This window comes from Priestia sp. ABM2_011 (genome assembly GCF_056158845.1).
The window spans coordinates 2,345,654-2,369,910 of the sequence record NZ_JBSWUB010000001.1 but is presented as its reverse complement, the minus strand read 5'-3'; the positions used below and the strand labels follow the sequence as shown (position 1 = coordinate 2,369,910).

The 24,257-nt window shown below is 38.9% G+C and carries 26 protein-coding genes and 1 riboswitch; of the genes, 2 read left to right on the top strand and 24 right to left on the bottom strand.

Annotation, left to right across the window (positions count from 1 at the left end):
* Positions 1–81 precede the first annotated feature (81 nt).
* Positions 82–261: riboswitch (cobalamin riboswitch) on the bottom strand.
* 147 nt (positions 262–408) lie between these two features.
* Positions 409–972, top strand: coding sequence for a YdcF family protein (locus tag ACXAE4_RS12860; RefSeq protein WP_099000307.1), 564 nt, complete (start codon positions 409–411; stop codon positions 970–972).
* Between the two features lie 58 nt (positions 973–1,030).
* Here ACXAE4_RS12860 and ACXAE4_RS12855 read toward each other — a convergent pair whose 3' ends face one another.
* The 17 genes from ACXAE4_RS12855 to ACXAE4_RS12775 form a co-directional block, all read right to left on the bottom strand.
* Positions 1,031–2,602, bottom strand: coding sequence for an APC family permease (locus ACXAE4_RS12855; RefSeq protein WP_014459507.1), 1,572 nt, complete (start codon positions 2,600–2,602; stop codon positions 1,031–1,033).
* Positions 2,603–3,025: 423 nt separating this feature from the next.
* Complete coding sequence (locus ACXAE4_RS12850) at positions 3,026–3,673, bottom strand: nitroreductase family protein (RefSeq protein WP_099000308.1); 648 nt, start codon at positions 3,671–3,673, stop codon at positions 3,026–3,028.
* Between the two features lie 467 nt (positions 3,674–4,140).
* Complete coding sequence (locus ACXAE4_RS12845) at positions 4,141–4,890, bottom strand: SDR family oxidoreductase (protein WP_028412836.1); 750 nt, start codon at positions 4,888–4,890, stop codon at positions 4,141–4,143.
* Positions 4,891–4,911: 21 nt separating this feature from the next.
* Positions 4,912–5,883, bottom strand: coding sequence for a DHH family phosphoesterase (locus tag ACXAE4_RS12840; protein WP_098113318.1), 972 nt, complete (start codon positions 5,881–5,883; stop codon positions 4,912–4,914).
* 342 nt (positions 5,884–6,225) lie between these two features.
* Complete coding sequence (gene hxlB / locus ACXAE4_RS12835) at positions 6,226–6,774, bottom strand: 6-phospho-3-hexuloisomerase (RefSeq protein WP_028412834.1); 549 nt, start codon at positions 6,772–6,774, stop codon at positions 6,226–6,228.
* Entirely contained in the window at positions 6,774–7,409 is a 636-nt protein-coding gene (gene hxlA / locus ACXAE4_RS12830; protein ID WP_289577965.1) for a 3-hexulose-6-phosphate synthase, read from the bottom strand. Before hxlA ends, hxlB begins: the two co-directional genes overlap by 1 nt.
* Positions 7,410–7,511: 102 nt before the next feature.
* A complete protein-coding gene (locus ACXAE4_RS12825; protein ID WP_098113316.1) occupies positions 7,512–8,522 on the bottom strand; it encodes a LacI family DNA-binding transcriptional regulator in 1,011 nt (336 codons plus the stop codon).
* Positions 8,523–8,623: 101 nt separating this feature from the next.
* Positions 8,624–9,268 (bottom strand): bifunctional 4-hydroxy-2-oxoglutarate aldolase/2-dehydro-3-deoxy-phosphogluconate aldolase, encoded by a 645-nt coding sequence (locus tag ACXAE4_RS12820; protein WP_014459503.1) that lies wholly within the window; start codon positions 9,266–9,268, stop codon positions 8,624–8,626.
* 26 nt (positions 9,269–9,294) lie between these two features.
* Positions 9,295–10,575 carry an MFS transporter gene (locus ACXAE4_RS12815; RefSeq protein ID WP_013083743.1) on the bottom strand — a complete coding sequence of 427 codons (1,281 nt, stop codon included), beginning with the start codon at positions 10,573–10,575 and terminating at the stop codon, positions 9,295–9,297.
* A gap of 2 nt (positions 10,576–10,577) precedes the next feature.
* Positions 10,578–11,537 (bottom strand): sugar kinase, encoded by a 960-nt coding sequence (locus ACXAE4_RS12810; protein WP_155010033.1) that lies wholly within the window; start codon positions 11,535–11,537, stop codon positions 10,578–10,580.
* Positions 11,534–12,277, bottom strand: coding sequence for a sugar phosphate isomerase/epimerase family protein (locus ACXAE4_RS12805; RefSeq protein WP_289577969.1), 744 nt, complete (start codon positions 12,275–12,277; stop codon positions 11,534–11,536). The genes ACXAE4_RS12810 and ACXAE4_RS12805 overlap by 4 nt, the downstream gene beginning before the upstream one ends.
* 157 nt (positions 12,278–12,434) lie before the next feature.
* Complete coding sequence (locus tag ACXAE4_RS12800) at positions 12,435–13,163, bottom strand: hypothetical protein (RefSeq protein ID WP_028412829.1); 729 nt, start codon at positions 13,161–13,163, stop codon at positions 12,435–12,437.
* 132 nt (positions 13,164–13,295) lie between these two features.
* On the bottom strand, positions 13,296–14,756 hold the full coding sequence (locus ACXAE4_RS12795) for a phytoene desaturase family protein (RefSeq protein WP_272816184.1): 1,461 nt from the start codon (positions 14,754–14,756) through the stop codon (positions 13,296–13,298).
* Positions 14,753–15,859, bottom strand: a complete 1,107-nt coding sequence (locus ACXAE4_RS12790) for a glycosyltransferase family 2 protein (RefSeq protein WP_028412827.1) — start codon at positions 15,857–15,859, stop codon at positions 14,753–14,755. The genes ACXAE4_RS12795 and ACXAE4_RS12790 overlap by 4 nt, the downstream gene beginning before the upstream one ends.
* On the bottom strand, positions 15,856–16,569 hold the full coding sequence (locus ACXAE4_RS12785; protein WP_099000315.1) for a lysophospholipid acyltransferase family protein: 714 nt from the start codon (positions 16,567–16,569) through the stop codon (positions 15,856–15,858). Before ACXAE4_RS12785 ends, ACXAE4_RS12790 begins: the two co-directional genes overlap by 4 nt.
* Positions 16,566–17,333 carry a carotenoid biosynthesis protein gene (locus ACXAE4_RS12780; RefSeq protein WP_028412825.1) on the bottom strand — a complete coding sequence of 256 codons (768 nt, stop codon included), beginning with the start codon at positions 17,331–17,333 and terminating at the stop codon, positions 16,566–16,568. Before ACXAE4_RS12780 ends, ACXAE4_RS12785 begins: the two co-directional genes overlap by 4 nt.
* A 232-nt stretch (positions 17,334–17,565) precedes the next feature.
* Positions 17,566–18,027, bottom strand: a complete 462-nt coding sequence (locus tag ACXAE4_RS12775) for a hypothetical protein (RefSeq protein WP_033579442.1) — start codon at positions 18,025–18,027, stop codon at positions 17,566–17,568.
* Between the two features lie 272 nt (positions 18,028–18,299).
* Here ACXAE4_RS12775 and ACXAE4_RS12770 point away from each other — a divergent pair, with 272 nt between their 5' ends.
* The gene (locus ACXAE4_RS12770; protein WP_098113312.1) at positions 18,300–18,938 is read left to right on the top strand and encodes a HoxN/HupN/NixA family nickel/cobalt transporter; all 639 of its coding nucleotides are present in this window, start codon (positions 18,300–18,302) and stop codon (positions 18,936–18,938) included.
* 254 nt (positions 18,939–19,192) lie between these two features.
* Here the strand turns inward: ACXAE4_RS12770 and ACXAE4_RS12765 are convergent, their stop codons facing one another.
* Genes ACXAE4_RS12765 through ACXAE4_RS12735 form a run of 7 tightly spaced genes read right to left on the bottom strand, consistent with a single transcriptional unit; the run spans position 19,193 to position 24,142 of the window.
* Positions 19,193–20,002 (bottom strand): urease accessory protein UreD, encoded by an 810-nt coding sequence (locus ACXAE4_RS12765; protein ID WP_098113311.1) that lies wholly within the window; start codon positions 20,000–20,002, stop codon positions 19,193–19,195.
* Positions 19,999–20,613, bottom strand: coding sequence for an urease accessory protein UreG (ureG, locus tag ACXAE4_RS12760; RefSeq protein WP_028412821.1), 615 nt, complete (start codon positions 20,611–20,613; stop codon positions 19,999–20,001). Before ureG ends, ACXAE4_RS12765 begins: the two co-directional genes overlap by 4 nt.
* Positions 20,614–20,652: 39 nt before the next feature.
* Positions 20,653–21,339 carry an urease accessory protein UreF gene (locus ACXAE4_RS12755; RefSeq protein WP_028412820.1) on the bottom strand — a complete coding sequence of 229 codons (687 nt, stop codon included), beginning with the start codon at positions 21,337–21,339 and terminating at the stop codon, positions 20,653–20,655.
* Positions 21,332–21,778, bottom strand: a complete 447-nt coding sequence (ureE, locus tag ACXAE4_RS12750) for an urease accessory protein UreE (RefSeq protein WP_028412819.1) — start codon at positions 21,776–21,778, stop codon at positions 21,332–21,334. The genes ACXAE4_RS12755 and ureE overlap by 8 nt, the downstream gene beginning before the upstream one ends.
* A 9-nt stretch (positions 21,779–21,787) precedes the next feature.
* Positions 21,788–23,497, bottom strand: a complete 1,710-nt coding sequence (ureC, locus tag ACXAE4_RS12745) for an urease subunit alpha (protein WP_028412818.1) — start codon at positions 23,495–23,497, stop codon at positions 21,788–21,790.
* Between the two features lies 1 nt (position 23,498).
* Complete coding sequence (locus ACXAE4_RS12740) at positions 23,499–23,825, bottom strand: urease subunit beta (protein WP_028412817.1); 327 nt, start codon at positions 23,823–23,825, stop codon at positions 23,499–23,501.
* Between the two features lie 14 nt (positions 23,826–23,839).
* Entirely contained in the window at positions 23,840–24,142 is a 303-nt protein-coding gene (locus tag ACXAE4_RS12735) for an urease subunit gamma (RefSeq protein ID WP_013057659.1), read from the bottom strand.
* Between the last annotated feature and the right edge of the window lie 115 nt (positions 24,143–24,257).

Genomic DNA, 24,257 nt, shown 5'->3' with positions numbered 1-24,257 from the left:
TAAAAAAACCTTAACTGTAAAAGTCAAGGTTTGGTCATGCGCTCATTAACACATTGTCTTGACTTATTTCTCCCACCGAAAAATAAGGGGTTTTTAAAAGCAGGTCTCCTGGCTTATGCTTCATTTTACTTCTGCACCCTTCCTAGTTTGACTAGTGGGTCTTTGCAGGTTCATCCACATTTACAGTAGCGGGGGCTGCACCGGATTCTCACCGATTTCCCTATTATCCTCCTTAGAGGCACTTTTAAAATCATTTATTCTTTATTGTAACGAATTTTATAGCCATTCACAATAACGATTTTCTTCTATTATTATATATTACTGTGTTTATACTTATTTGGGTCTCGTATGCTATAATAACAATTATTTTCCAAACATCTTATGAAATAGCTAGGAAGGTGCTCACAGTTGAAGAAAAAAATGATTTATACCTTTATTGGTTCGCTTGTTCTTTATATAGTAATTATATCTTTTTGTATGTATCAAACTGCTCACAAGTCTGTTCCACAAAACGCAGATTATGTCCTCGTTTTAGGTTCTAAAGTAGATGGTGATCAAATGTCTCCTAGTTTAAAAGAGCGAGCAAAAACAGCTTTATCTTATTTAAAGACTCATAAACAAACAAAAGTTATCGTAACGGGTGGAAAAGGATCTGATGAAGAAATTTCTGAAGCAGAGGCAGCCTACCGTTTTCTACGAAAAGCAGGAATTAAAAAGAATCGAATTATAAAAGAGGGTCAGTCAACTTCTACTTTTGAGAATTTTACTTTCACCAAAAAGAAAGTTGATATTCAAGATAAACGAATCGTGCTTGTTAGCAGTGATTTTCATCTGTTTCGCGCTTCTATTATTGCAAAGCGCCAAGGTTTTGATGTTTATCCTTTAGGCGCAAAGACACCAAATTCAATTAAACTTCAAGCCTACTTTCGTGAGTATGCTGCTATATTAAAAACATGGCTGTTTGATAAATAAATAGAGTACACGCCTATACAAACGAAAAACACGGCATGAATTCATGCCGTGTTTTTTATTAATCATCTGTATCGATAACTGCTTTTGGTAAACCTGTGTATTTCGCCCAGTAGAAAATACCGAGTGAAACAAGAGCAATTAAAATTAAGTCAAGTGGGTTGCTTAACACACCTTGTCCTCCACCAAATGAACCTAGATAAGAGATAACAAGCATAATAATATAATAAGCAACTAGCCACCAAGCAGATTTAAGCTGCTGTGCAAATTTCACAACGTCAGTTGGTACGTATTTCTTAAACGCTACGTAGATAACAACCATTAGAAGCTGTGATCCTAGCAGCCAAGAAATTGTTGTCCATCCTGACCAGTATACGATGTATGAACAGAAGATAAATGAAACAGGAGCAATAATGCTCATGCCTTTTAATTTGAAAGGTTTTTTAAGATCTTTTGCATTTACTCTGAATGCTGCAGCTGAAATTGGTGCGATAGCATAAGACAGAATAAGTGCTACTGAACATACGTTTACTAGCGCTTCCCAAGAAGGAAATGGCAGTGTCCAGAATACGGACATTCCAAATGATAGCCATAGTGACGCACGTGGAATTCCTGTTTTCTTATCTACTTTTGAGAAACGTTTAAATAGTGTTCCATTACGAGACCAAGCATAAACTAGACGAGAAGTTGTATTCATAAAGATGTTTCCGTTACCGCCTGGTGATAAAATAGCATCAAAAATAACAAGCGTTACTAACCAGCCAAGGCCTAAAATAAGTGCAATATCTTTAAATGGTAAAGAGAATTGCTCTTGAATTGTTCCCCATCCTCCTGATAGCATATCAGCCGGGATGTTACCGATGAACAATACTTGCAGTGCTGTGTAAATAATCGCTGAAAGTACAATACAGATAATTAGCGCGATTGGAATATTACGCTGCGGATTTTTAACTTCACTGGCTACCGAAACAATAGGGTGAAGTCCTAAGTAAGCAAACATAACGCCACCTGTTGAAATGGCTGCTTGAATACCATTAAAACCAAACGGAGCAAAATCGCCAGTTGTAAAGTTAGCTGATTTGAAGTGATAAGCTAACACGACGATAATTGTAAGAGGAACCGCATATTTAAACACAGATATAATGACATTTGACTTAGCAAATGCTTTTACACTTACGTAGTTAATAATGAAAAATAGTGTTAATAACGCGAACTGGAATAGCCATCCAATCGTTGTAGGCGATTCAGAACCATGTTTAGTTAGACCAGGAATCCATACAGCAACATACTGACGTACAGCTGTTACCTCAATGGCAATTAAACTTGTATAAGCAATAATGGTAATGAATGAAATTAAGTAACCTACTAAATGACCATGTGAATAAACCGGATAACGGATAATTCCACCGGTACGCGGCAGCGCTGCTCCAAGTTCAGCATACACTAAGCCGATAAGTAAAATAATGACTCCGCCAATCAGCCACGAAAAACTTCCGGCTGGACCAGCCTTTGACGCCACGTTACTAACCGCAAATAACCAGGCGGAACCAAAAATAGCTCCCATCCCAATTAACGTTAGGTCAAGTAACGATATTGATTTTTTAAATTTTCCTTGATTTCCTTGATCAGACATAAAATCCTCCTTTAAAATTCCCACTCCACATATCTACGCCCTTGCGTCCGATATGGGATTCTTTACATCATCCTCCTCTTACTAAGACCTCACAAGTGGATATGTTAACAAATATTCTCTAAAAAACCAAGTTAAAAACTTTATTTTTTTACAAAACATCATTGAATTGCTTATGTATAGCGCATAAATTCCACCGAAGATTTGAGGACTACTCCTCCTATTTAACCGCATTTTTCTTAGATTAAACATAAAAGAATATTCAAACTATTTATCATAACAAAAGGGCTGAGGCATAACGAGATCAACCGCTAGAAGCAGCTACATACGCAAAACCTACGCTTGCCATCCCAATAAAAAAACCCGAACGATGAATCGTTCGGATCTTGCTTCAAATAAAATAATTTTGTCCGTGCCTTTTTTTGCTTATTTAAATACTTTTACACGTTCAGTTAGCGGTTGAAATTCTTTTTCTCCCGCAGGTGACACAGGATTACCAAATGGCATTTGAGCAATTAATTTCCATGAGCTTGGAATATTCCAAGTTGCTTTTACTTCATCGTCAATCAATGGATTGTAATGTTGTAAAGTTGCTCCTAGGCCTTCTAGCTCAAGTGCTGTCCAGATCACATGCTGCAGCATGCCTGATGATTGGTTAGACCAAACCGGGAAGTTTTCGCTATAAGATGCGAACTGCTTTTGCAATCCTTCAATTACTTCTTGATCTTCAAAGAAAAGAACTGTTCCATAGCCGCTTCCGAATAAGTTCATTTTTTGATCCGTATCTGAAAAATTTTCAGCTGGAACAATTTTACGAAGCGTTTCTCTCGTAATATCCCATACTTTATCATGCTGTTCACCAAATAAAACAACTACACGTGCGCTTTGAGAATTAAATGATGAAGGAGTATGTTTTACCGAAAAATTAATAATTTCTTCAATTTTTTCTTCTGATATTTTTACATTTTTATCAATTGCATAAATAGAACGTCGGTTTTTAATTGCTTCATAAAAATCTTTTCCAACCTGTTGTTGATCACTTGATTTATCAAATAATTTATCTAAAAAACCCATTTTCCACACTCCTAATTGTTTGTTTTTTTAAGCTTAAATTGCATGTTTATACCCTTCCCCCTGATAAAAGGAGATAAACAAGATATAATGAATTCTTATATCTCTAATTCGAGATATTAAACTAAAAAAATATTAATTGAAATTTAATTACTTTATGTAACTTACTTTACAATGATTATTATTATCTGTCAACAGAAAAATTATTATTTCTTCTGTTGATTATCAAAAGAGGTTGAGACATAACGAAATGAATCCAATCTAAAATGAACAAATGGGATATATGAGCTGAACCGCTTTTTCCGCCGGAGTCTTCGTCGTGCCCTTCAATCAACTGCTAGAAGGAACGAAACAGGTGAAACCTACGTTCACCGTAATAAAAAAACGAACCGCTAATCAAAAATTTTGATCAAGGGTTCATTTTTTCACTTCGTCTAAAATATTTTTATCTCAGCCTTTTTTATAGATACTTAATGTTCATAAATCATCTTTCGCGTCATTCCCCCGTCTACTACGAGGTTAGCTCCTGTTACAAAATCATTTTCGACGTTTGTTAAGTACATACACGCTCTTGAGATATCCGCTGGCGTTCCTACCCGATTAGACGGATGCTGCGTATGATCGATTTCACGAAGGCCATCGTAGTCAGATGTCTCAATCCATCCTGGAGAAATAGCATTTACCGTGATGTTGTCATCACCAAGCGAAATGGCAAGTGCATGAGTTAAAGCAACGATTCCTCCTTTTGTAGCAGCATAGGCTTCTGTATCTGGTTCAGACATTGAAGCTCTTGTAGAAGCTAAGTTTACAATGGAGCCTCCGCTTTCGTTTTTCCTCATCACTTTAGCTGCTTCGCGAGAACATAGAAACACGCTGCGCAGGTTCGTATTGATAATGTCATCCCATTCATCAATGGTTAGCTCATACGGTGATTTCCAGCGAGAAACGCCTGCATTATTAATCAAAATATGTATCGTTCCATACGTACTGACCGTTTTTTCAACGAGATGTAAAATGTCGCTTTCTTTTCGGACGTCTGTTTTTACAAAAATGGCTTCTCCGCCTTGTCTTTGAATAGCTTCTGCGTGACGCTCGCCTTCGGTTTCGTCCACATCTGCCAATACCACTTTTGCTCCTTGTTTTGCGTATGCGCGTGATACATCTTTTCCTATTCCATTCGCAGCTCCCGTAACAACAACAACTAAATCTTTAAATGACATATCATCTCCTCCTTATACGCTTTATTCACTTTTTTCTTCGTCTTTAAACAAGTGATCCGTGACGAAAAGAGCAAATGTTTCAGCCGTTAACTTGCATCCAGAAGCTTTTGGATGACCCCCTCCTCCAAGGTGCCCAACAATTTCGGCTAAGTTGATTTCGTCTTTTACTGCACGGAAGCCAATCTTTTGGCGTCCCATGTCCACCATAACGGAAAAGTCGATATCTTCGTTTTCTAGACACAGTGCATTTCCTAGCTCAGACTGATATGTATCTGCAAATACAATGCCTACGTTGTACGCTGTTTTAGCAATTTCAACACTTTCTTTTATGATTTGTTTTTGCTTGTCGTAAATATATTTTTCAATCTTTTTTTCTTCTGCTTCTAGTAAAATTTCGTGTTTGTCCGTAAACGTAAATTCTTGATTTTCAGTATGGTACGATTCACGAAGCGTTTCTAGAATGGTCTCTTTAAATTCTTCATGCGGGATTAGATAATATAGGTGATTGAGGCGCTTTGCTTTCAAATTATTTTCATGAAACCAGTCCCACGTATCAAATAAGCGCACAAGTTCTACATATTCATCAAGCAACTCCGTTTTTTGAAGCATGTTGTTGCGCACTAAGTAGTCGTAGAAAAGAGATGTAGCTGCTGTCTTTTTACCGTTTTCGTCTTCTGCAATAACATGAACCCAATCGTATTTCTCAGCTAGTGGAAGAGCAGAGATATGATGGTCAATAAGAGTGATTTTCTGTCCTTTTTTTACCAGTTCATTTAATTTTTCCGCTACTTCATCGTTTACGCTAATATCCGTTATGTATAAAGCTGTGTCTCCATCGTTTTCTTCTTCAATAAAATGCGTCACTGTGTCATTGATGCGGCCAATGCTTACCGTGCTGTAATCAAAGTTGTCGTCGCCAAACGCTAACCGACCCAACAGTGCTGGACTTACCCCGTCTAAATCGTTATGTGAAATTAATTTTATTTTTGTCATTAATCAAAACTCCTTTATTTTCAGTCGCCTTAGTATATGTACCGGCTTGTATATTATAGCAATTTCAACATAAAAATGCTGTCATTTACTTTGAAGAGAAGGAATATATTCGCAATAAACAAAAGCGAAGTAAACGTTTAGACTTAGACTTGCCTGTATCAAAAGAGAGTGAGACATAACTACATCGATTCAATCAACAGCTAGAAGCAACTACACACATGAAACCTACGCTCACCCATACCAATGAAAAAATCCGAACGAATGTGATTCTTCATCAAGAATCTCGATTCATCGTTCGGATTTTCTTTTAAATAACCTACTTTTGTTTCAGCCTCTTTCCACTTACTCTAAATTGCTATGCTGCTTAAACGCTTGTTCATGATCGGTGTGATTCAAATTCCCGTATTCTAAACAAATGGTATCAAATACAACGTGAGCACATTGATCAAACAATGAACCAAGCGGCTGAATGGAAGCTGCTTCATTTTCGCTTCGATATTTAGTTGCAGCGGGAATGTGCAGCAGCTCATCAGTATGAGCAGTTAATGGTGATTCTGTACTAGCTGAAATGCCGATAACTGAACATCCTACTTCTTTAGCTTTTTTCGCTACACTCACCACCTGCTGTGTTTTTCCTGAACCCGATACGGCCACCAACACGTCACCTGCTGCAATCGAAGGAGTAATGGTCTCTCCTACAACATATACTGTCGCACCTAAATGCATCAGTCTCATCGCAAATGATTTGCCCATTAGCCCAGAGCGGCCTTCGCCTATAACAAAAATTCGTTTCGCTTGGTAAAGTGAAAACGCTACTTCTTCTATTTGCGGTTCTTTTATGTGATTCATTACGGCCGTAATTTCGTCTAAAATCGTTTGTGTTTTTGTCATTATACGTTCCCCCTGCTCATAAATAAGTCTTGAAATTCAGCAGATGCCTTTGCCACATCCGCACTTTTTGTAATCGCTGATCCAATAATCGCGACGTCCGCTTTCATTTGAAGTAATGATGCTGCTGAGGTTGGATTAATTCCCCCTGCTACTGCTATTTGGGCATCTGAATGAAAATACTGCCGCAAATTTATTTGACTCAGCGATTTCCCTTCTTTTTCTTGCTCGTCTTTGCTGATATGATGGCAAAAAATAGCGTTTCTATAAGTACCTACTTGTTTTTGAGAGCTGCTTGACATGTTTAATAAATCCACCATCATTTTTTTATTCCATTTTTCGCTGACATTTGCGCAAGTCTCTATCGTGGGTAAAGGTGATACGCCCATGACTGTTGCTATATCTGCTCCTGCTTGATAGCACATGGTAAATTCATACTCTGCGTTATCAATCGTTTTGATATCTGCTACAATCGTCTTGTGCGGAAATGCCTGTTTGATTTTATAAATACTTTCAACTCCATACTCTTTTATAAGAGATGTACCTACTTCAATCCAATCAACAGAGGGTTCTGCCAGCTTGGCAAGGATAATAGCTTCTTCAATTGTGACGCGATCTAATGCTAATTGTATCTTCATATTTTTTCTCCTCACTTTCTACTAAATCGGTTTAGTAACAGCGTAAAAAAAACCAATATTTTGATGAGCTAAAAAGAGCACGCCATAGGCGCTCTTTTTAGCTTAATGGGATAAAGTTGTTTCTCGAATAATTAATTCACAATCATACTGGTACTCTTCATAAGCTATCTTTTCTTTCAAAATTTGTTTAATAAGTAAATCTGCTGCTTTTGTTCCCATATCAAAAGCGGGCTGCGAAATCGTCGTAACGGCAGGCGTTGCTACATCTGCGTAAGGAATATTATCATAAACAATTAAAGATAAATCATTTGGGATATTAAATCCGTGTTGTTTAATAAATTTCTGCACTTCAATGAACACTAAATCGTTTCCAGCAAGCAGCGCTGTCGGCGGACTGTCGGCTGAAAATAGGTTCTCAAGCGCTTTTTGCATGTCCGCTTTTTTGCAGTTGATAATCATGGATTCATTTACAGGCATATTGGCTGATGTTAACGCTTCTTTGTAACCTTCTACACGTTCAATCCGGGGTGTAATAGTTAAGGGTTCTGTAATGATCGCTATATGCTTATGTCCAAGCTCGAGGAGATGCAAAATAGCCTGTTTTGTGGCTTCTTGATTGTTTGCCACTACGGATGGAATTTTCCCTTTTACATCATGAATTTTACGGTCCATAATAACAACCGGATATTCTTCTTTGATCATCTGCTCATAAAGAGAAGTATTCGCACCCGTTGGAAATAAAATAAGGCCATCTACTTGCTTTGCTTTTAACATATTAATATATTTCTTTTCTTTATCAGGGTCATCATCTGCGTTGCAAATGATGGCATGTATATCTTGCGAATGGCAATAGTCTTCAATGGCACGAATGACTTCCGTAGAAAATCTGTGCATAATATTGGCGACAATAATCCCAATCATCGACGTTCGCTTTTGTTTTAAGCTTCGTGCTAGATAGTTGGGCTGATAGCCCAGTGTATCAATCGCTTCTTTAATTTTCTTTCGCGTTTCTTCGCCCATATATTCGTATCGCTTGTTAATGTATTGTGATACGGTGCTTTTGGAGACATTTGCTGCTTTTGCAACGTCCAGCATAGTAACTTTTTGCATCATGATCCGTCCTTTTCATTCAATCCCTAAAATTATGCTACTCCTAGTGTAAACGAAAAAAACGAAAAAGGAAAAGCCTTCTTGCTAGCAGAAGACTTTATTTATTAAGCGTACGCAAGCCTAGCTTCTTGAATTTCATGAGTAAAACGTTTCGCTTCCCTTGTTACTTGAAGTAAGTATTCAGGAGTTGGAAGCTGCTTGCCATCTACTAATGTGCTTCCTGCTCCAATAGCAGCTGCTCCAGCTTTAATATAAGCTCCCGCATTCTCAGCCGTAACGCCGCCCGTTGGCATTAACGGAATATGAGGAAGCGGTCCTGCTATATTTTTAAAATAAGCGGGGCCTACTACGCTTGCCGGGAAGACTTTAATCATATCTGCGCCGCATTCATACGCTGTTAGTATTTCAGTAGGTGTAAAAGCGCCCGGAACGCTAATGACTCCGTATCTTTTAGCCGTTTTAATTGTTCGTTCGTTCACCGTAGGGGAAAAAATAAATGACGCTCCTGCCATAATGGCAATTCGTGCTGTTTCTTCGTCTAGAACAGTTCCTGCTCCAATAAACATTGAATCGTCAAATTCATTTTTCAATTCTTTAATAACCTCTACGGCAGCAGGGTTTTCCATTGTGATTTCTAGATTTGTTACTCCGCCTTCTTTTAACGCGTAGGCAAGCGGAATAATTCGCTCAGCGCTTGCTCCTCGAATGACCGCTACAATACCGCTACTTGTAATTTTCTCAATATGCATCTCAATTCTCCTTTTCTATCATTACATTAAGCCGTTGTTTCAACTGGCTTCACACTCTGAACTTCTCTTGGCTTTTTCGTTGCGACAATGGTTAAAACTGCCGCAAGGAATAATGATCCAGCCATAAAGATATAGGAAGCGCCAAACCCTCCTGTTGATCCATTTAAAAATCCTACAATATAAGAACCGGCAAATGAACCAAGTGCCCCCATGCTATTGATTAAAGCCATCGCTCCTCCGGCAACATTACGCGGTAAAATTTCAGGAATAATCGCAAAGAACGGTCCGTACGGAGCATACATCGTTCCTCCGGCGATAACGAGTAAAGTAAAAGAAAGCCAGAAGTTGCTTGTGCCAACTAAATAAGATCCGTAAAAGGCAAGAGCTCCTACTAATAAGAACGGCCATACAAATGCGCTTCGTTTTAAAAACTTATCTGATAGATATGAAACCGTTAACATTAATACGACTGCTAATACGTAAGGAACGGACGCTAACCACCCTGTCTTCACTATACTCATGTTAGGCGCTGCTTTAATAATAGACGGCAGCCACATAACAAATCCGTAGACACCAATACTCCATAAAGCATATTGAATGCTTAATAAAATGACAGTACGATTTTTGAAAGCTTCTTTATAGCCTTTAACAGGTTTGATTCCTTCTTGTTCTTTTTGCAGCGCATCGTGTAAATCTGCTTTTTCTTTTTTCGACAGCCAGCCTGCATCTTTTGGCTCGTCGTTTACTAGTTTCCACCATAAAAACGCCCAAATAACAGCCGGAAAACCTTCTAAAATAAACATCCATCTCCAGCCAAATGATTCTAGTAAATATCCAGAAACAATTGACATCCAAAGAACGGTTGCCGGGTTTCCTAAAATTAAGAACGTGTTGGCTCTAGAACGTTCTGCTTTTGTAAACCAGTGGCTTAAAAAAACGAGCATAGCGGGCATGACGGCACTTTCCACTACTCCTAAAGCAAATCGAATAACAAACAAAAATCCGACGTGGCTTACCATACCCGTAGCTGTAGCAAGTGCTCCCCATAAAATCAGAGACCAAAAAATCAGCTTTTTGGCGCTTTTATTTTCAGCATAGTGAGCGCCTGGAATTTGGAAAAAGAAATAACCTAAGAAAAAGAGCGATCCTAATAAAGACGAAATACCTGGCGTAATATGAAGATCTTCTGCCAGCCCTGCCGCTGCTCCAAACCCGTAGTTTGCACGGTCTAAATATGCAAGGCTATACGTAATAAATACGATAGGAATTAACCGAAGCCATCTTTTTTTTGCTAGCTGCTGTTTCATTATCACTTCACTCCTTGTTTTTGGAATTCCATATATTTTTGCAACTGCTGTTCAGTTGGATATCCGTCGTTATCTCCAGGACTTTGTACAGCTAATGACCCAATAGCATTTGCTCTCATGACAGATTGAGTAAGAGAATCATGTTGAAGAAGTCCGCTTAACAGCCCTACTGCAAAGCCGTCTCCTGCACCGACTGTATCCACTATTTGTTTCACTTTAATTCCTTCAACCATTCCTTGCTCTCTTGCTGTCTTAAAGAAGGCTCCTTGTTCACCCAGTTTAATAACGACAAGTTCTACGCCTGCATCTAAATAGTAAGAAGCGATGTCTTCTGGGTTTTCGTAGCCGGTTAAGATTTTTCCTTCTTCAATACCCGGAAGAACGTAGTTTGCTTGTTTAGCAGCTTCGTTGATTGTAAAAATCATTTCTTCCTTCGATGTCCAAAGAGTCGGTCGCAGGTTCGGGTCAAAGGAAACCGTTCTGCCAGCTGCTTTCATCGAGGTAAGCGCGTGTAGAGCAAATTCACGCATGCTTGCTGACACAGCAAGCGGTATTCCTGTCATATGCATGTGTTTTGCCGCTAAAAAATAGTTTCGATTAAAATCGCTTGGGTGCAAGTGACTGGCTGCTGAATTTTTTCGGAAGTAACAAACTTCCGGATCTCCCACTTCCACTTTTGATTTAATTTGAAAACCTGTTGAATGTTCGCTATCTACTAGTACACAATCGGTGTTGACCGACTCCTCTTGTAGCCGTTTCATAATAAACGTACCGAAAGGATCATTGCCTACTTTGCTCACCCACCCTGCGCGCAGACCGAGACGAGCGAGACCAATTGCTACATTTGTTTCTGCTCCGGCTAGCTCTTTTGTATAATGCTTAATCTCATACAGCGGTCCTGGTTGTTCTGCCATGAACATCGCCATTGCTTCTCCGAAGGTAATAACGTCTAATGAATTCATTGCACTTCCTCCTGTTCTGCTGCTTGCACCAATGAAATGAAGCGGGGGATTTGTTCCGGTTCATCGATTGGAAACTCTAAAGCTTTAAAAATCGAATGAGAAAACCCTTTCAAAATATCTTTCCACATTTCATTTGAATCGTTTGATATAGAGGTTGTTACTAGCTTTCCGCTATTTTTTATTACGTGTTTAATATGAATATAGCCTACAAAGGACCTTAGCTTTTTGATTGCTTCCTGGGGTCGTTCCTGTACATAAAGCCAGTTACCAATATCAAACGTCATGGAAACAGGAATTTCGTAAGCGTTATCAAAAAATGCGTGCAAAGATGCTATGTTGCCTCCATAATTGGTTTGATCGTTTTCCACAAATAGATGTAAAGCTGGAAATGCCTGCAATAGCTCCTGCAATTCCCCTATAGGTGATTGTGGCTGATAAAAACCAAGAGAAACTTTTACCCACTGAGCGCCAAGTGATACGGCTTCTTCAAGAATAGATTTTAATTCTTGTTTGTTTAACTCTCCACTTTCTTTCCACAGTTCGATTGGAGCCGAATATACTGTAAAAAGCGGATATCTTTTTAATTCTTCGGCAATAAGCTCAATCTCTTGATCTACTTTTTTCATTAACTCTCTTCGAATTTCCACTCCATGTACTTGCTGTTCATATATTCTCCCAATCATGGTGTGCTGAGAGTTTGTCGTTTCAAATGCATTTAAAGGAATAATGATATGATTCATAAATCGACCTACCTTTCTTATTATACTAGCTAACCACTTACTAAACCGGTTTAGTAAATCGATTTATCTAAATTATAAGACTATTGAAAGCGCTTTTCAAGCTTTTTTTATAAATTATAAAAAAAAGAAACAACACGGCGTTATGCCGTGTTGTTTCTTAGTGATCTTCTGTGCTTTTTACTAAATTGCGATCTTGTTGATAAATATCATAGATTAAGAAACTAAAACCATAATACAAGACCATGATTACAACTGACTTTGTCATGATAAATAAAGCGCCTAGCCCGATACCAACTAACAGCGTCTGGACACTCAAACGGTCACGCTGAAAAGCTAGCTGTGATAGGAAATAACCAATACCAATTAAAATAGCCAACACCCATGTATTTTGAATGGCTAATACATAGTGACTATATAAATAAAAGCTAGGAAAATAGACGGTGCTTTCTACGAAGCTGGAAATACCGCTGTATGCAAGCCACCACTTTTGCTCTCTTTCTGTTTTAGGAACGGTTGCCTCAATTGACGTGGGCATCTCCTGTTCCACAAAAACCGTTTCTCCATGATCTTTCATCCATTGGATCATAATGGAAATAATAATAAAACCTGCAAAGATTAAAAGCAGCAGATATTCAATCCACGCTGGATACGGAGCCGTCCGGTGAATCGTATCTAGATATACTCCCTGCAATCCTAACATAGAAAGTGGAACCGCATGGTATACCATCACCGCAATATAAAATAGTAAAATTAGCACATAAAAAAAGAACTGTTCTTTGTAGTAGCGAATTTTTTTGCCTTCTGAAGCAATTCGCTTAACAGTCACGCTCTCCAAGTACGGACGAATAATGCTTATGATAATAATAAGACACGTAAATACAATCATATAGTTATGTAATCACCTTTTCAACTTCATTATGTAACATTTTTTTCCATCCGCGAGAACAGGTGGTTAACAGCCTCTGTCCTTTCTTATAGTACCAAAAAACTAAACTTTTTGACAATCCTGATTTATCAATTAGGAAGATGAAATAAGCGTAGCTACATTAATACCGCTAATTGTGACCATAGGAGATCCCCCGCCTGGGTGAGTCGTTCCTCCTACAAAATATAAGTTTTTAACATCTTTTGAGACGTTGCTTGGACGAAGAAAACTATCCATTTTCCGATTTGAACTCACTCCATACAAAGCGCCTTTAAATGCACCAAAGGTTTGTTCAATTTCACATGGAGTAACAATTCGTTCATGTACAAGCGAGGGCTCAATATCTAAACCAAACTGAGAAAGCTTGCGATAGACAACCTCTCTGTAAGCTTTCATTTTTTCTTGATTCTCTTCTTTTACAGCAGGGGCATTCACTAAAATAAATAAATTATCACCCGGAGCTATCGTGTTATCGGTATACGAAGAATTACAAACGTAAATGGTAGGGTCGGTTGGAAGCGTTTTTTGCTGAAATAGTTCATAGAATTCCTGCTTGTAATCCTGAGAAAAGTACACTTGATGATGAATCAGCTGAGAAAAGCGCTTCTTAACTGCTGCCATAATTACATAGGCTGATATGGAAGGCTCAAATTCAGCTGCTTTTTTGTTTTTAAAATGAGGTCTATCCTGCTCTTTTACGAGTGCCGGATAGGCTTTTAGCAAGTCCCCGTTTACAATAACGATATCCGCGTCTATCTTTTCTTCTCCATTCACTTCCACTCCGACAGCCCGCTTGTTTTTTACTACTATTTCAGTGACGCTGCAGTTTGTATACAGCTTTCCGCCGACTTTTTGGAACACATGCCCCAGCCCTTTTGCAATTCTAGTATTTCCTCCTTTTACATAGTACACCCCGTCATTCATTTCTAAGTGTCCAATCAGTGAAAAGGTAGCGGGCGATGTATAAGGTGAAGATCCAATATAGGTTGCGTATCGATTAAATGCATTTCGAATGTTTTCATTTCGAAAAAAGCGCTGATGAAACGTATCTACTGTTTCAAACGGCCTTACTTGCAGCAGTGCTTTTAATAGAGAAGGGTTTGTGTAATCTTTCCATGACGAAAATGTCCGGTAGAAAAATTGACTTTTTGCAATGTCATATATTCTTTTTACTTCTTTTAAATAGGCCGGGTATTGTTTAGCAGCAAAGGGGTCGAGACGTTCAAACTGCTCAATCATTTTTCGTTCGTCGATAGACATGGAAAATTGTGAACCGTCGGTGAAGAAATTATTCGTATGATGCGTTAGTTTGACAAGAGGCATATAGTCTTCTGCACGTTCGCCCGCTTGCTCAAATAACCACTGAAAAACTTCTGGCATTGTAATGGTATTAGGCCCGAAATCAAAAGAATATTCTCCTAGCTGCACAGGCATCATTTTTCCGCCTACGTGCTCGTTTTTTTCAACGATTGTGACATCGAACCCTTTTGTTTGAAGAAGAACTCCTGCAGCTAATCCGCCTAATCCTGCCCCGACAATTAGTACTTTTTTCATTGATAATGCCTTCCTTTCCATTCATATCCCTGCTTTTTTCGTTCACGCTTCATAGAATGGTTCATGAGCAGCATCAGCACAATTGCCGACGCCGGCATAGTAAGAAACAAAAGCCCTTTTTGCTGAGCCGATTGGTCAATTAAAAACCGCTGTAAAAGCATGATGCAAAAAGGCATAATCCAAAGCATGTTGCCTGTAAGAATTCCTGCTATAAACAAAGGAAGCGGCAGCACATAGTAACAGGCAAAAAAAACGCTCAGTATCCAAACTGCTTTAGCGGATCGGCCTAGACCAACAAAGATATTTTTAGCAAACCCATTCCATACTTCTTCAGTTGTTTCATACATATAACAGCTAACGTGAGACGTAATATTGGCTAAAATAACGCGCTGTTTCTTTTTCTTAAAAAGCTGAGCTAGATGCACATCTTCTACTAGTGAAGTTTTAACAGCTTCATGTCCTCCTGCGATCTCATAAGCTTCTTTTTTTATAAACATAAAAGCACCGTGAGCTGCTGAAGCTTTGCTCACCTTGTTACGGTTCGCTACCACAACCGGTAAATAGCTAAAAACAACAACATGCTGAAGCGGAACAACCAATGCTTCTAACCACGTTTTTACGGGAAAACGTGGAAACCCTGTTAAAAGAGCGGCTTTTGTCGCTTGTGCGGTGGCTAAAGTATGTTCTAGCGTGCGTTCTTTGAGCTGTACATCGGCATCTACAAACAATAAATAGTCTCCATTTGCAGCTTGCGACAGCTGGTGACAGGCATGAACTTTTCCTACCCACCCTTCTTTCAGCTCTTTTCCTTCTATGATGGTAAACCTTGAATCTCCGTGAATTTCTTTCAAAAGCTTTGTTCGTGTTTCATCTGTGGACTGATCGTCTAGTATGACACATTCTAGATTGCTGTACGTTAATCCTTTAACAGAAGAAATGATTCGCTTTACATTTCGTTCTTCGTTTCGCATTGGAATCAAAATAGAAATGAGAGGCTGAGGTGTTTTTGAATTCAACTTGTATCTATTTAATTTAGGCATTGCTTGAATATTTACAATGGTCAGAAGCAGCATCAAAATAAATAAAAGCATATAGTAAATCATTCTTTCACCTTCGCTTTCCACCACGTTAACCACTCGCTAAGCGTCTTTCGTCCTTTTAATAAAACCGTAAATTCCTCATCGTTTTCTTGAATGATTTTTTGTTTTTGATGATCGAGCTGAGCAGTGACTGCACCGGCTAGCGTTTTGGTTATATCTTCTCTTGCATTGGCTAAGTCGTAAAAAACAGCTTGCCCTACCCAGATAAAAAGCTCCGGTCGCTGATCATGGCGAAACGTATAATAATATGTAATGGGAATAACTTCAACGTCAGATTGCTTTTTTAGAAGAAAAGCAGGTCCTTCAGAAAAAGCTAACGGTCTTTTCTCAAGATGCTCTTCTTTTCCTTGAGGAAAAACAAGCACCGCTTTTTTATCTGCTAACAGCCTACTGGCAAACCTTAACGATTCCATCGTATGCTTCGGAGACGCTGCATTTACTGAAAAAGCCCCGATTCGTTGAAAAAAAGGAAAATCCTTCATTCCTTGTTCAGACATCATAGCGTATAGATCTGTTTTTAATACTGCGTTATTTAAATAAAATGTCACTAAACCGTCCCACCAGCTGGAATGATTAGCAATTAATAAAATTTTTTTATCTTTTGGGAGCTCTTCTATATGTAAATGAATACGATAAAACTGTTTTTTGAGCTGATATGTGACAAACAGTTGAAAAAAGCGCTCAAATAGTGAGTTTTTCTTCGGATAAATCATAAGCGAGTCTCCTTTTTATACACAATATAAAGAATAAGAAAAGGAATCATCGTCAGCCATACCACAAGCCACAGGCCATTTACTAATGCTACAATTACAAACATCATGACGACTGCACTATACAAAAACACCATTCTTCTTTCCCATACCGGCTCTTCTTCTTTAGGAACCTTAGCTAAAAAGAAATATACGACCAGCTGAATGAAGAAAGACAGTAAAAACCAGCCGGAGAAATTGGATAAAGGAATATTATAATAAAAGCTGTCCCCTTCCCACACCCAATATTGTTTAACAATATAGGCAACGGGATCAATAGCCAAATCCATAATAACAGCAAATAGCGAACTAATGACCGCATAGGCAATTCCATGGACAATAAACGGCAGCTCCATGCGCTTCATAATTCCGAGAGCTAATATTCTGCTTGTGATTACGACCATAAACCAAGCCGATCCAATGGTCAGAGGAACTCCTAAAATTTTGGCGCCAAAATCTTTTTCATAATCGTAGGATCCAAACAAAAACCCATGTTTAACACCTAGACTTTCGACATAAATAGATGCGCCTGTCACAAATACGGCAACGACCAGTGCCCGCCTTACTCCATAGGCTTTAGCTAGATAAATAAGAGCAAGAAGACTGCTCAAGTGTAAAAAAACAGCATTTGCCCATTCTAACCATGAAGGCAGCAAATCAAATGAAAGCAAAACGACTCCGCATACGTACCAAATAAGAAAAAAACGATAAATACCATTTGTGATCATCGATTCACCTTCTCTCCAGCTTCTTTTTATCAAATTGCTATTATATAAGCTTGTATACATTCTCTCCATTTTCAATGTGCTCTTTTCTATGAGTAGAACACACTCTCTTAAGATTATGTGAAAATAGCCACTGTTAGTACGTTCCCTAAATAAGAGACTTTATTACTTATTTATAAACAAAAATAAAATAAACGTCCATTAAAATCTACGGATGTATAGATTGAAATGACGTTTATTTTTTCTTATGTATATACACTTCTAATAGCTTTTTGGCAATGAGTCCAATAACCAGTCCCGGTACAACAGACAGCATAGGGAGCCAAATTGGGCCTATAAAAACACCGTTGATGGTTGTCACTGAGGAATACATAATGCCTACTGTAACAAAATAAGCACAGGAGACAAAAGGAATAAATGTAAATCTCGATGCGCCGTTTTCTGCTTCTTTAACAGCATCCCAAATTGCAAAAAAATATAAACATGGATAAAACATTAACCACTGCATGTTCATTACCTCGAGGGATTGCTTTGTTTCCCCCAAAAAGCTTAAGCGAATGCCTTCATTAAAATTTGCGCCCATATTAATGAGAAATTCAAGTACAATAAACAAAATTCCTTTTATATGTTTTTTGTTTAGTAATTGTCCAAAGCCTGGCAACGCAATGCTCCATAAAAGAGCTTCTAGTCTAGTCACGTTCTATCCCAACATTTTGGCGTATAAAAGAACTCCACAGCATGATATCAGTAGAAATTTTGTCCATAGTTATCAACCTCACAATAATTTACTTATAGTTTTTGTAAATGTAAAATTTTTATACTACATCTCCTTTAATATTTGTAACTTATTGTAAATTGATAAATGTTTTAGCTATTCAACCAGACATTTTCGTTTAGAATTTTCTGTTTATTAAAACAAAAGCGTGCGATATACTAGTTTTATACGTACGAAAGGATGAGAAAGCTGACATGGAAACAAGTTTTTTTTCAATTTTAATACTAGGATTTTTTTTAGGAATCAAGCATGCTCTAGAACCAGATCACATTATCGCTGTATCAACCATTGCTTCAAAAAGTAAAAAGCTGTGGCGCTCTTCGCTTGCAGGAGTATACTGGGGGATTGGTCATACGCTTACGCTGTTTATTTTTGGCATGATTTTAATAGTGTTAAAAAGCAGTATTTCTGAACGTATGAGCATGTCACTTGAATTTTTAGTGGGCATTATGCTCGTTTATCTCGGTTTTACATCGTTTCTGTCTTACAAAAAACAAGTGCATACGCATCACGAAAAAACGTCTTACTTAAAGTCATTAGGCATTGGCTTTGTTCATGGACTGGCCGGAAGCGCAGCGATGGTTGTAGTAACGATGAGCACCGTTACTCACGTATGGCAAGGTGCGCTGTACATTATCATTTTTGGAATCGGCACTTGTCTTGGCATGCTGTTATTTACGACGGTTATTGGAATTCCATTCGTTACAACTAAAAAGCAAGTGACGTTAAACCGCTGGTTGATGCAGGTAACAGGTGCTGTCAGCATTATATTTGGCCTCTATTATATGTATAATTTAGGTGTAAGCGACGGATTATTTAGTCTGTGGTTCTAACAGAGCATAAAACATAATGAAAATAATTCAATCTAAAGACGAATAAGTAGGATAAATGATCTGGACTGCTTGTTCCACAGCTGTTGATTTCTGTGCAAGACTTCGCTTTGTCCTCTAATCAACGGCTAGAACGAACTACATACAGGAAACCTACGTTCACCCTACCAATAAAAAATCCGAACGAATTTGATTCTCTATCAAGAGTTCAGCTCGTTCGGATTTTTCTTTAACTACTATACTTTTGTACAGGCACTTTAATACTTACGCAAAAGTGATACTTCAGCTTTTAATAACTCCTGCCGGAACAATCCGTATACTTTGACGATTATCTCTTCCACTTCTTGTGTACTAGCAGCTAGTATTCGAATAGCACATCCGGAAATCGGAAGTGCGGAAGCTCCTGCTTTACAGCCTGCCTCTTCGCACAGCTGATGTACTTTCGCTATAAATGCGTCGTCGGCGTTTGGATGAACAATAATAATCGATCCAAAATGAGTATACCCTTCCATTTTCATCATGCCGCGCAGATGGTTTTCTGGCTTCAAGTATAAGTGATCGTATACCTTCAGCTGCTTTTTTACATACAGTTTCAGCTTGGAACGCATAGAGGTATATTGAAACAGCTGCCCATCCGGCGACCACCCCGGGGTGATGCTGTCACACATAAACAAAGCAGCGTTTTCTGCCATATGAACCGTTATTTCTTGGACAAATGCAGCATTTTCATACAAAATAAGCGGGTCTGGTATATATTCCATGATGGATTGTTCTTCAAGGGTTATGCACGTTTCTTGTAAAACAGCTGCGTTCGGTGTTTTGTACACCTTTGTCGCAGATTGAGTAGTAGCAGTCAGCTGAGCATTTTTCTCGACCGTTATCATCGTTTTGTATTTGTCTCCACTCACGTATCCCCCGCCTACGTGAAGCATATAAACAAAAGGTGATTCAGGAGTCATGTAAATAGGTCTGGCAACTTTGAAAGCCCCGTAATGATAAGTATCTTTAATAACCGTTCGCTCACTGTTTCTTTCTGCACGAAGCTCTAAATAACCCGTGTAGCTCATGATTCAAGGCCGATTAAAAAGGCCTCTTTTTTGATCCATTCTATCACTTGATTGAGCCCTTTATCTTCTTTTAAATTGGTGAAAACAAAAGGCTTGTGCCCTCTCGCTTGGATTGTATCTTTTTCCATTACTTCTAAACTCGCTCCTACATATGGGGCTAAATCTGTTTTGTTGATAATGAATAAATCAGATTTAATCATTCCTTGACCGCCTTTACGCGGGATTTTTTCTCCTTGTGCTACATCGATGATATAAATTGAAAAATCAACGAGCTCTGGGCTAAACGTTGCGGCTAAATTATCTCCTCCGCTTTCTACAAAAATAAGTTCAACATCGGGGTGACGTTCCACTAACTCATCAATTGCAGCAAAGTTCATGGATGCATCTTCTCGAATAGCTGTATGAGGACATCCTCCTGTTTCTACTCCTACGATACGATTTTCTGGCAAAATACTGTTTTTTACTAGAAACTGTGCATCTTCTTTTGTATAAATATCGTTTGTAATGACTGCCATACTGAGCTGCCCTTCTAGCGCACGCGTTAATCGTTCTACTAACATTGTTTTTCCTGCACCAACAGGTCCACCAATTCCAATTTTAATTGCATCCATTTTTTATGCCTTCATCATTCGAAGGCCTTCCCTCCTTTTTTATGACATGAACAATCGAACATGCAGTTGTTCATGCTGCATTTGAGCAATTTCTAACCCTGGTGTCACGGCACCAAATTCCTCTTGATCTGCTTGCAAAATATGCTGAAGCGCTTGCTGCAGCAGCGGCTGAAAAAGAACGAGCGTTTTTTGCCCATCGGTTTGGCCGATTGGTATGCCGCGAACAGCATTTTGAATTAATGAAGAGATGCTAGCGTACAAATGACTTAAAATTGCCTCTTCTTTTGTAATGTTTAACTGCAGGCTGGCTAATGCAAATACAACAGCAGGATGTCCGTACGCCTTCTTTGCTTTTACTTCACTCATATACTTTTCTAAATAAGAGCCTTGAAATAACTCTAAGCAAAGCTTTAACATGCGCTGGCCCACCCGTCTTGTCCCTTCTCTTGTTTCTTTTGACAAAGCAAGAGCGTATAGTTCATGATCAATTCTCATAATTTCGTTAAACTGGTCACGAACAGCATACTCATAAGCCAGCCTGCATGCTAAGCCGTCCGTATACGTCAGCTGAACATCAAGGTATGTACGAAGCGCTTCTTGAAAGGTTTCTGTGTCGTAAATTTGATTTCGCTGAATATACGTTTCAAAACCAAACGAATGCGAAAATGCACCCGATGGGAAATTTGAATCACATAGTTGAATCAGCGAAAGCAATGAATTAGTCATGACTATGTCCGATATGCTTAAAAGCTTGTTTTACTTTTCTTTTTTCGCGCTTATAGGGAATGTTGAGCTGCTGAAGCAATTCTTCGACTAAATAATCGTACTGTACAAGCATGTCTCCACCTTCAAACTGCGCCGGCAAATGGCGGTTCCCAAGCTGATGAGCAATTTCTCCCATCTGCTGAATATCAATCGGCTGAATGGTCAAAATATCGTCTGCCAGAACTTGCACAACAATCATATTGCTTTCATCCATAAATAGTACATCGCCATCAACTAACTCGCGGTTTTCTTTCAGACGAATTCCGAGTTCCTTACCGTGATCTGTTACAACGCGCTGAACGCGTTTTACTAAGTGATCACTTTCGATATATACCTTTTCTATATGTGGAGCTCGTTTTTCTAATGTTGCTATATTTCCGATAATTTTTTCGATTACCATTTTTTCACCTCAAAATAAAAAGTATCGCTGCGCCATAGGCACAACTTCTGCCGCTTCACATGTAATCATTTGTCCATCTATTTTTACTTCGTACGTTTGGGGATCAACTTCAATCTTAGGCATTTCTCCATTTAACTTCATATCTGTTTTTTTTAACTGACGAATATCTTTTACTGGTTTAAGCAGCTTTTGTAACCCTAGTTTTTCGCCCACTTTGTTCTCATACGCTGCTTTTGACACAAACGTAACGGAGGTTTTAGCTCTTGCTTTTCCATAAGAAGCAAACATCGGACGATATAAGACCGGCTGTGGGGTTGGAATTGAAGCGTTAGGGTCTCCCATTAAGCTGTGAGCAATTAAACCGCCTTTTACAATCAAGTCAGGCTTTATTCCAAAAAACGCTGGCTCCCATAGGACTAAGTCAGCTATTTTCCCTGTTTCTACCGATCCTACGTATTCGGAAATTCCATGAGCGATAGCTGGATTAATCGTATATTTAGCTACATAGCGTTTGACACGTGCGTTATCGCCGACTTCGCTGTCACCATCAATTTTTCCTCGCTGCTTTTTCATCTTATCAGCTGTTTGCCACGTTCGTGTAATCACTTCTCCTACACGTCCCATTGCTTGAGAATCTGAAGAAATCATACTGAATACACCTAAATCGTGTAAAATATCTTCAGCTGCAATCGTTTCTTTGCGAATGCGGGAATCAGCAAAAGCGATGTCTTCTGGTACAGCAGGATCAAGATGATGACATACCATGAGCATATCTAAATGCTCTTCAAGCGTGTTGACCGTATAGGGTCTTGTTGGATTAGTTGATGATGGAAGCACGTTTGGAAAGCTTGCCATTTCCATAATATCAGGTGCATGCCCGCCTCCAGCTCCTTCAGTATGGTAGGTATGAATGACTCGATCACCAATTGCTGCAATCGTATCTTCAACAAAGCCGCCTTCATTTAAAGTATCTGTATGAATCGCAATTTGAACATCGTACTCGTCTGCTACTTGCAGGCTTGTGTCGATGGCAGATGCCGTGGTTCCCCAGTCTTCGTGAAGCTTTAGTCCAATTGCTCCTGCTTTAATTTGTTCAATTAAAGGCTCTTTCGCACTTGCATTTCCTTTTCCTAAAAAGCCAATATTCATCGGAAATGCTTCAGCGGCTTCAAGCATTCGTTCGATATGCCACGCTCCGGGTGTACAAGTGGTAGCCTTTGTTCCTGTAGCAGGTCCTGTTCCTCCTCCAATCATCGTTGTCACGCCAGAGGCAAGGGCGGTTTCAATTTGCTGCGGACAAATGAAATGAATATGCGCATCAATACCGCCCGCGGTTACAATTTTCCCTTCAGCTGCAATTACTTCCGTACTCGCACCAATGATGATGTCTACTTCATCCATCAACAGCGGATTACCCGCTTTTCCAATAGTTTGAATGAGTCCATCTTTTATTCCAATATCTGCTTTATATATGCCTGTATAATCAACGATAATGGCATTTGTCAACACTAAGTCCGCTGCTTCACTTCGCGTTGCAAGAGGATGCTGCCCCATTCCGTCACGAATCACTTTTCCTCCGCCAAACTTTACTTCATCTCCGTAGGTTGTGAAATCTTTTTCAATTTCAATAAATAGCTCTGTGTCTGCTAAACGAACAGCATCTCCAACGGTTGGTCCAAACATATCTGCATACTGACGTCGCGACATTTGAAAACTCATCTTATGCATCTTCCTTTCTATCAGAAAGCGATCTGTTTGTTTTATTGTTCAGACCGTAAATTTCTCTTGTTCCGGAAAAAGCAACCAGCTCTACTTCTTTTGCATCACCTGGCTCAAAGCGAACGGCTGTACCGGCTGGAATATTTAAATGATAGCCAAGCGCAGCTTCGCGGGGGAATTCGAGCGCGGCATTCACTTCAAAAAAATGAAAATGTGAACCTACTTGAACGGGGCGGTCGCCTCTATTGATTACAGTCACGCTAATCGATTGCTTTCTGTTATTACATGTGATGGGTTCTTTTTTTAAGACGTATTCCCCTGGAATCATATTTTTCCCTCCTCTTAACGAATTGGATCGTGAACAGTGACGAGCTTGGTTCCGTCTGGAAAGGTAGCTTCTACTTGAATATCATGAATCATTTCAGGAATACCTTCCATTACATCTTCTCGTTTTAAAATCTTGGTACCTTCTCGCATTAGCTGTGCTACCGTCTTGCCATCGCGAGCTCCTTCCATAATTTCATATGTAATGATCGCTACTGCCTCGGGATAGTTAAGTTTTAATCCTCTTGTCTGACGGCGTCTTGCTAAGTCTGCAGCTACGACAATCATTAATTTTTCTTGTTCTCTCGACGTAAGTTTCAATGAAAGCTTCCTTTCTGCTAATCTATTTTCTTGTTAACATCAAATGTGATATTTTCTAACACAAATACACAACTAATTATATTAAATTTTCTGATAAAAAACAAAGGATTTATAT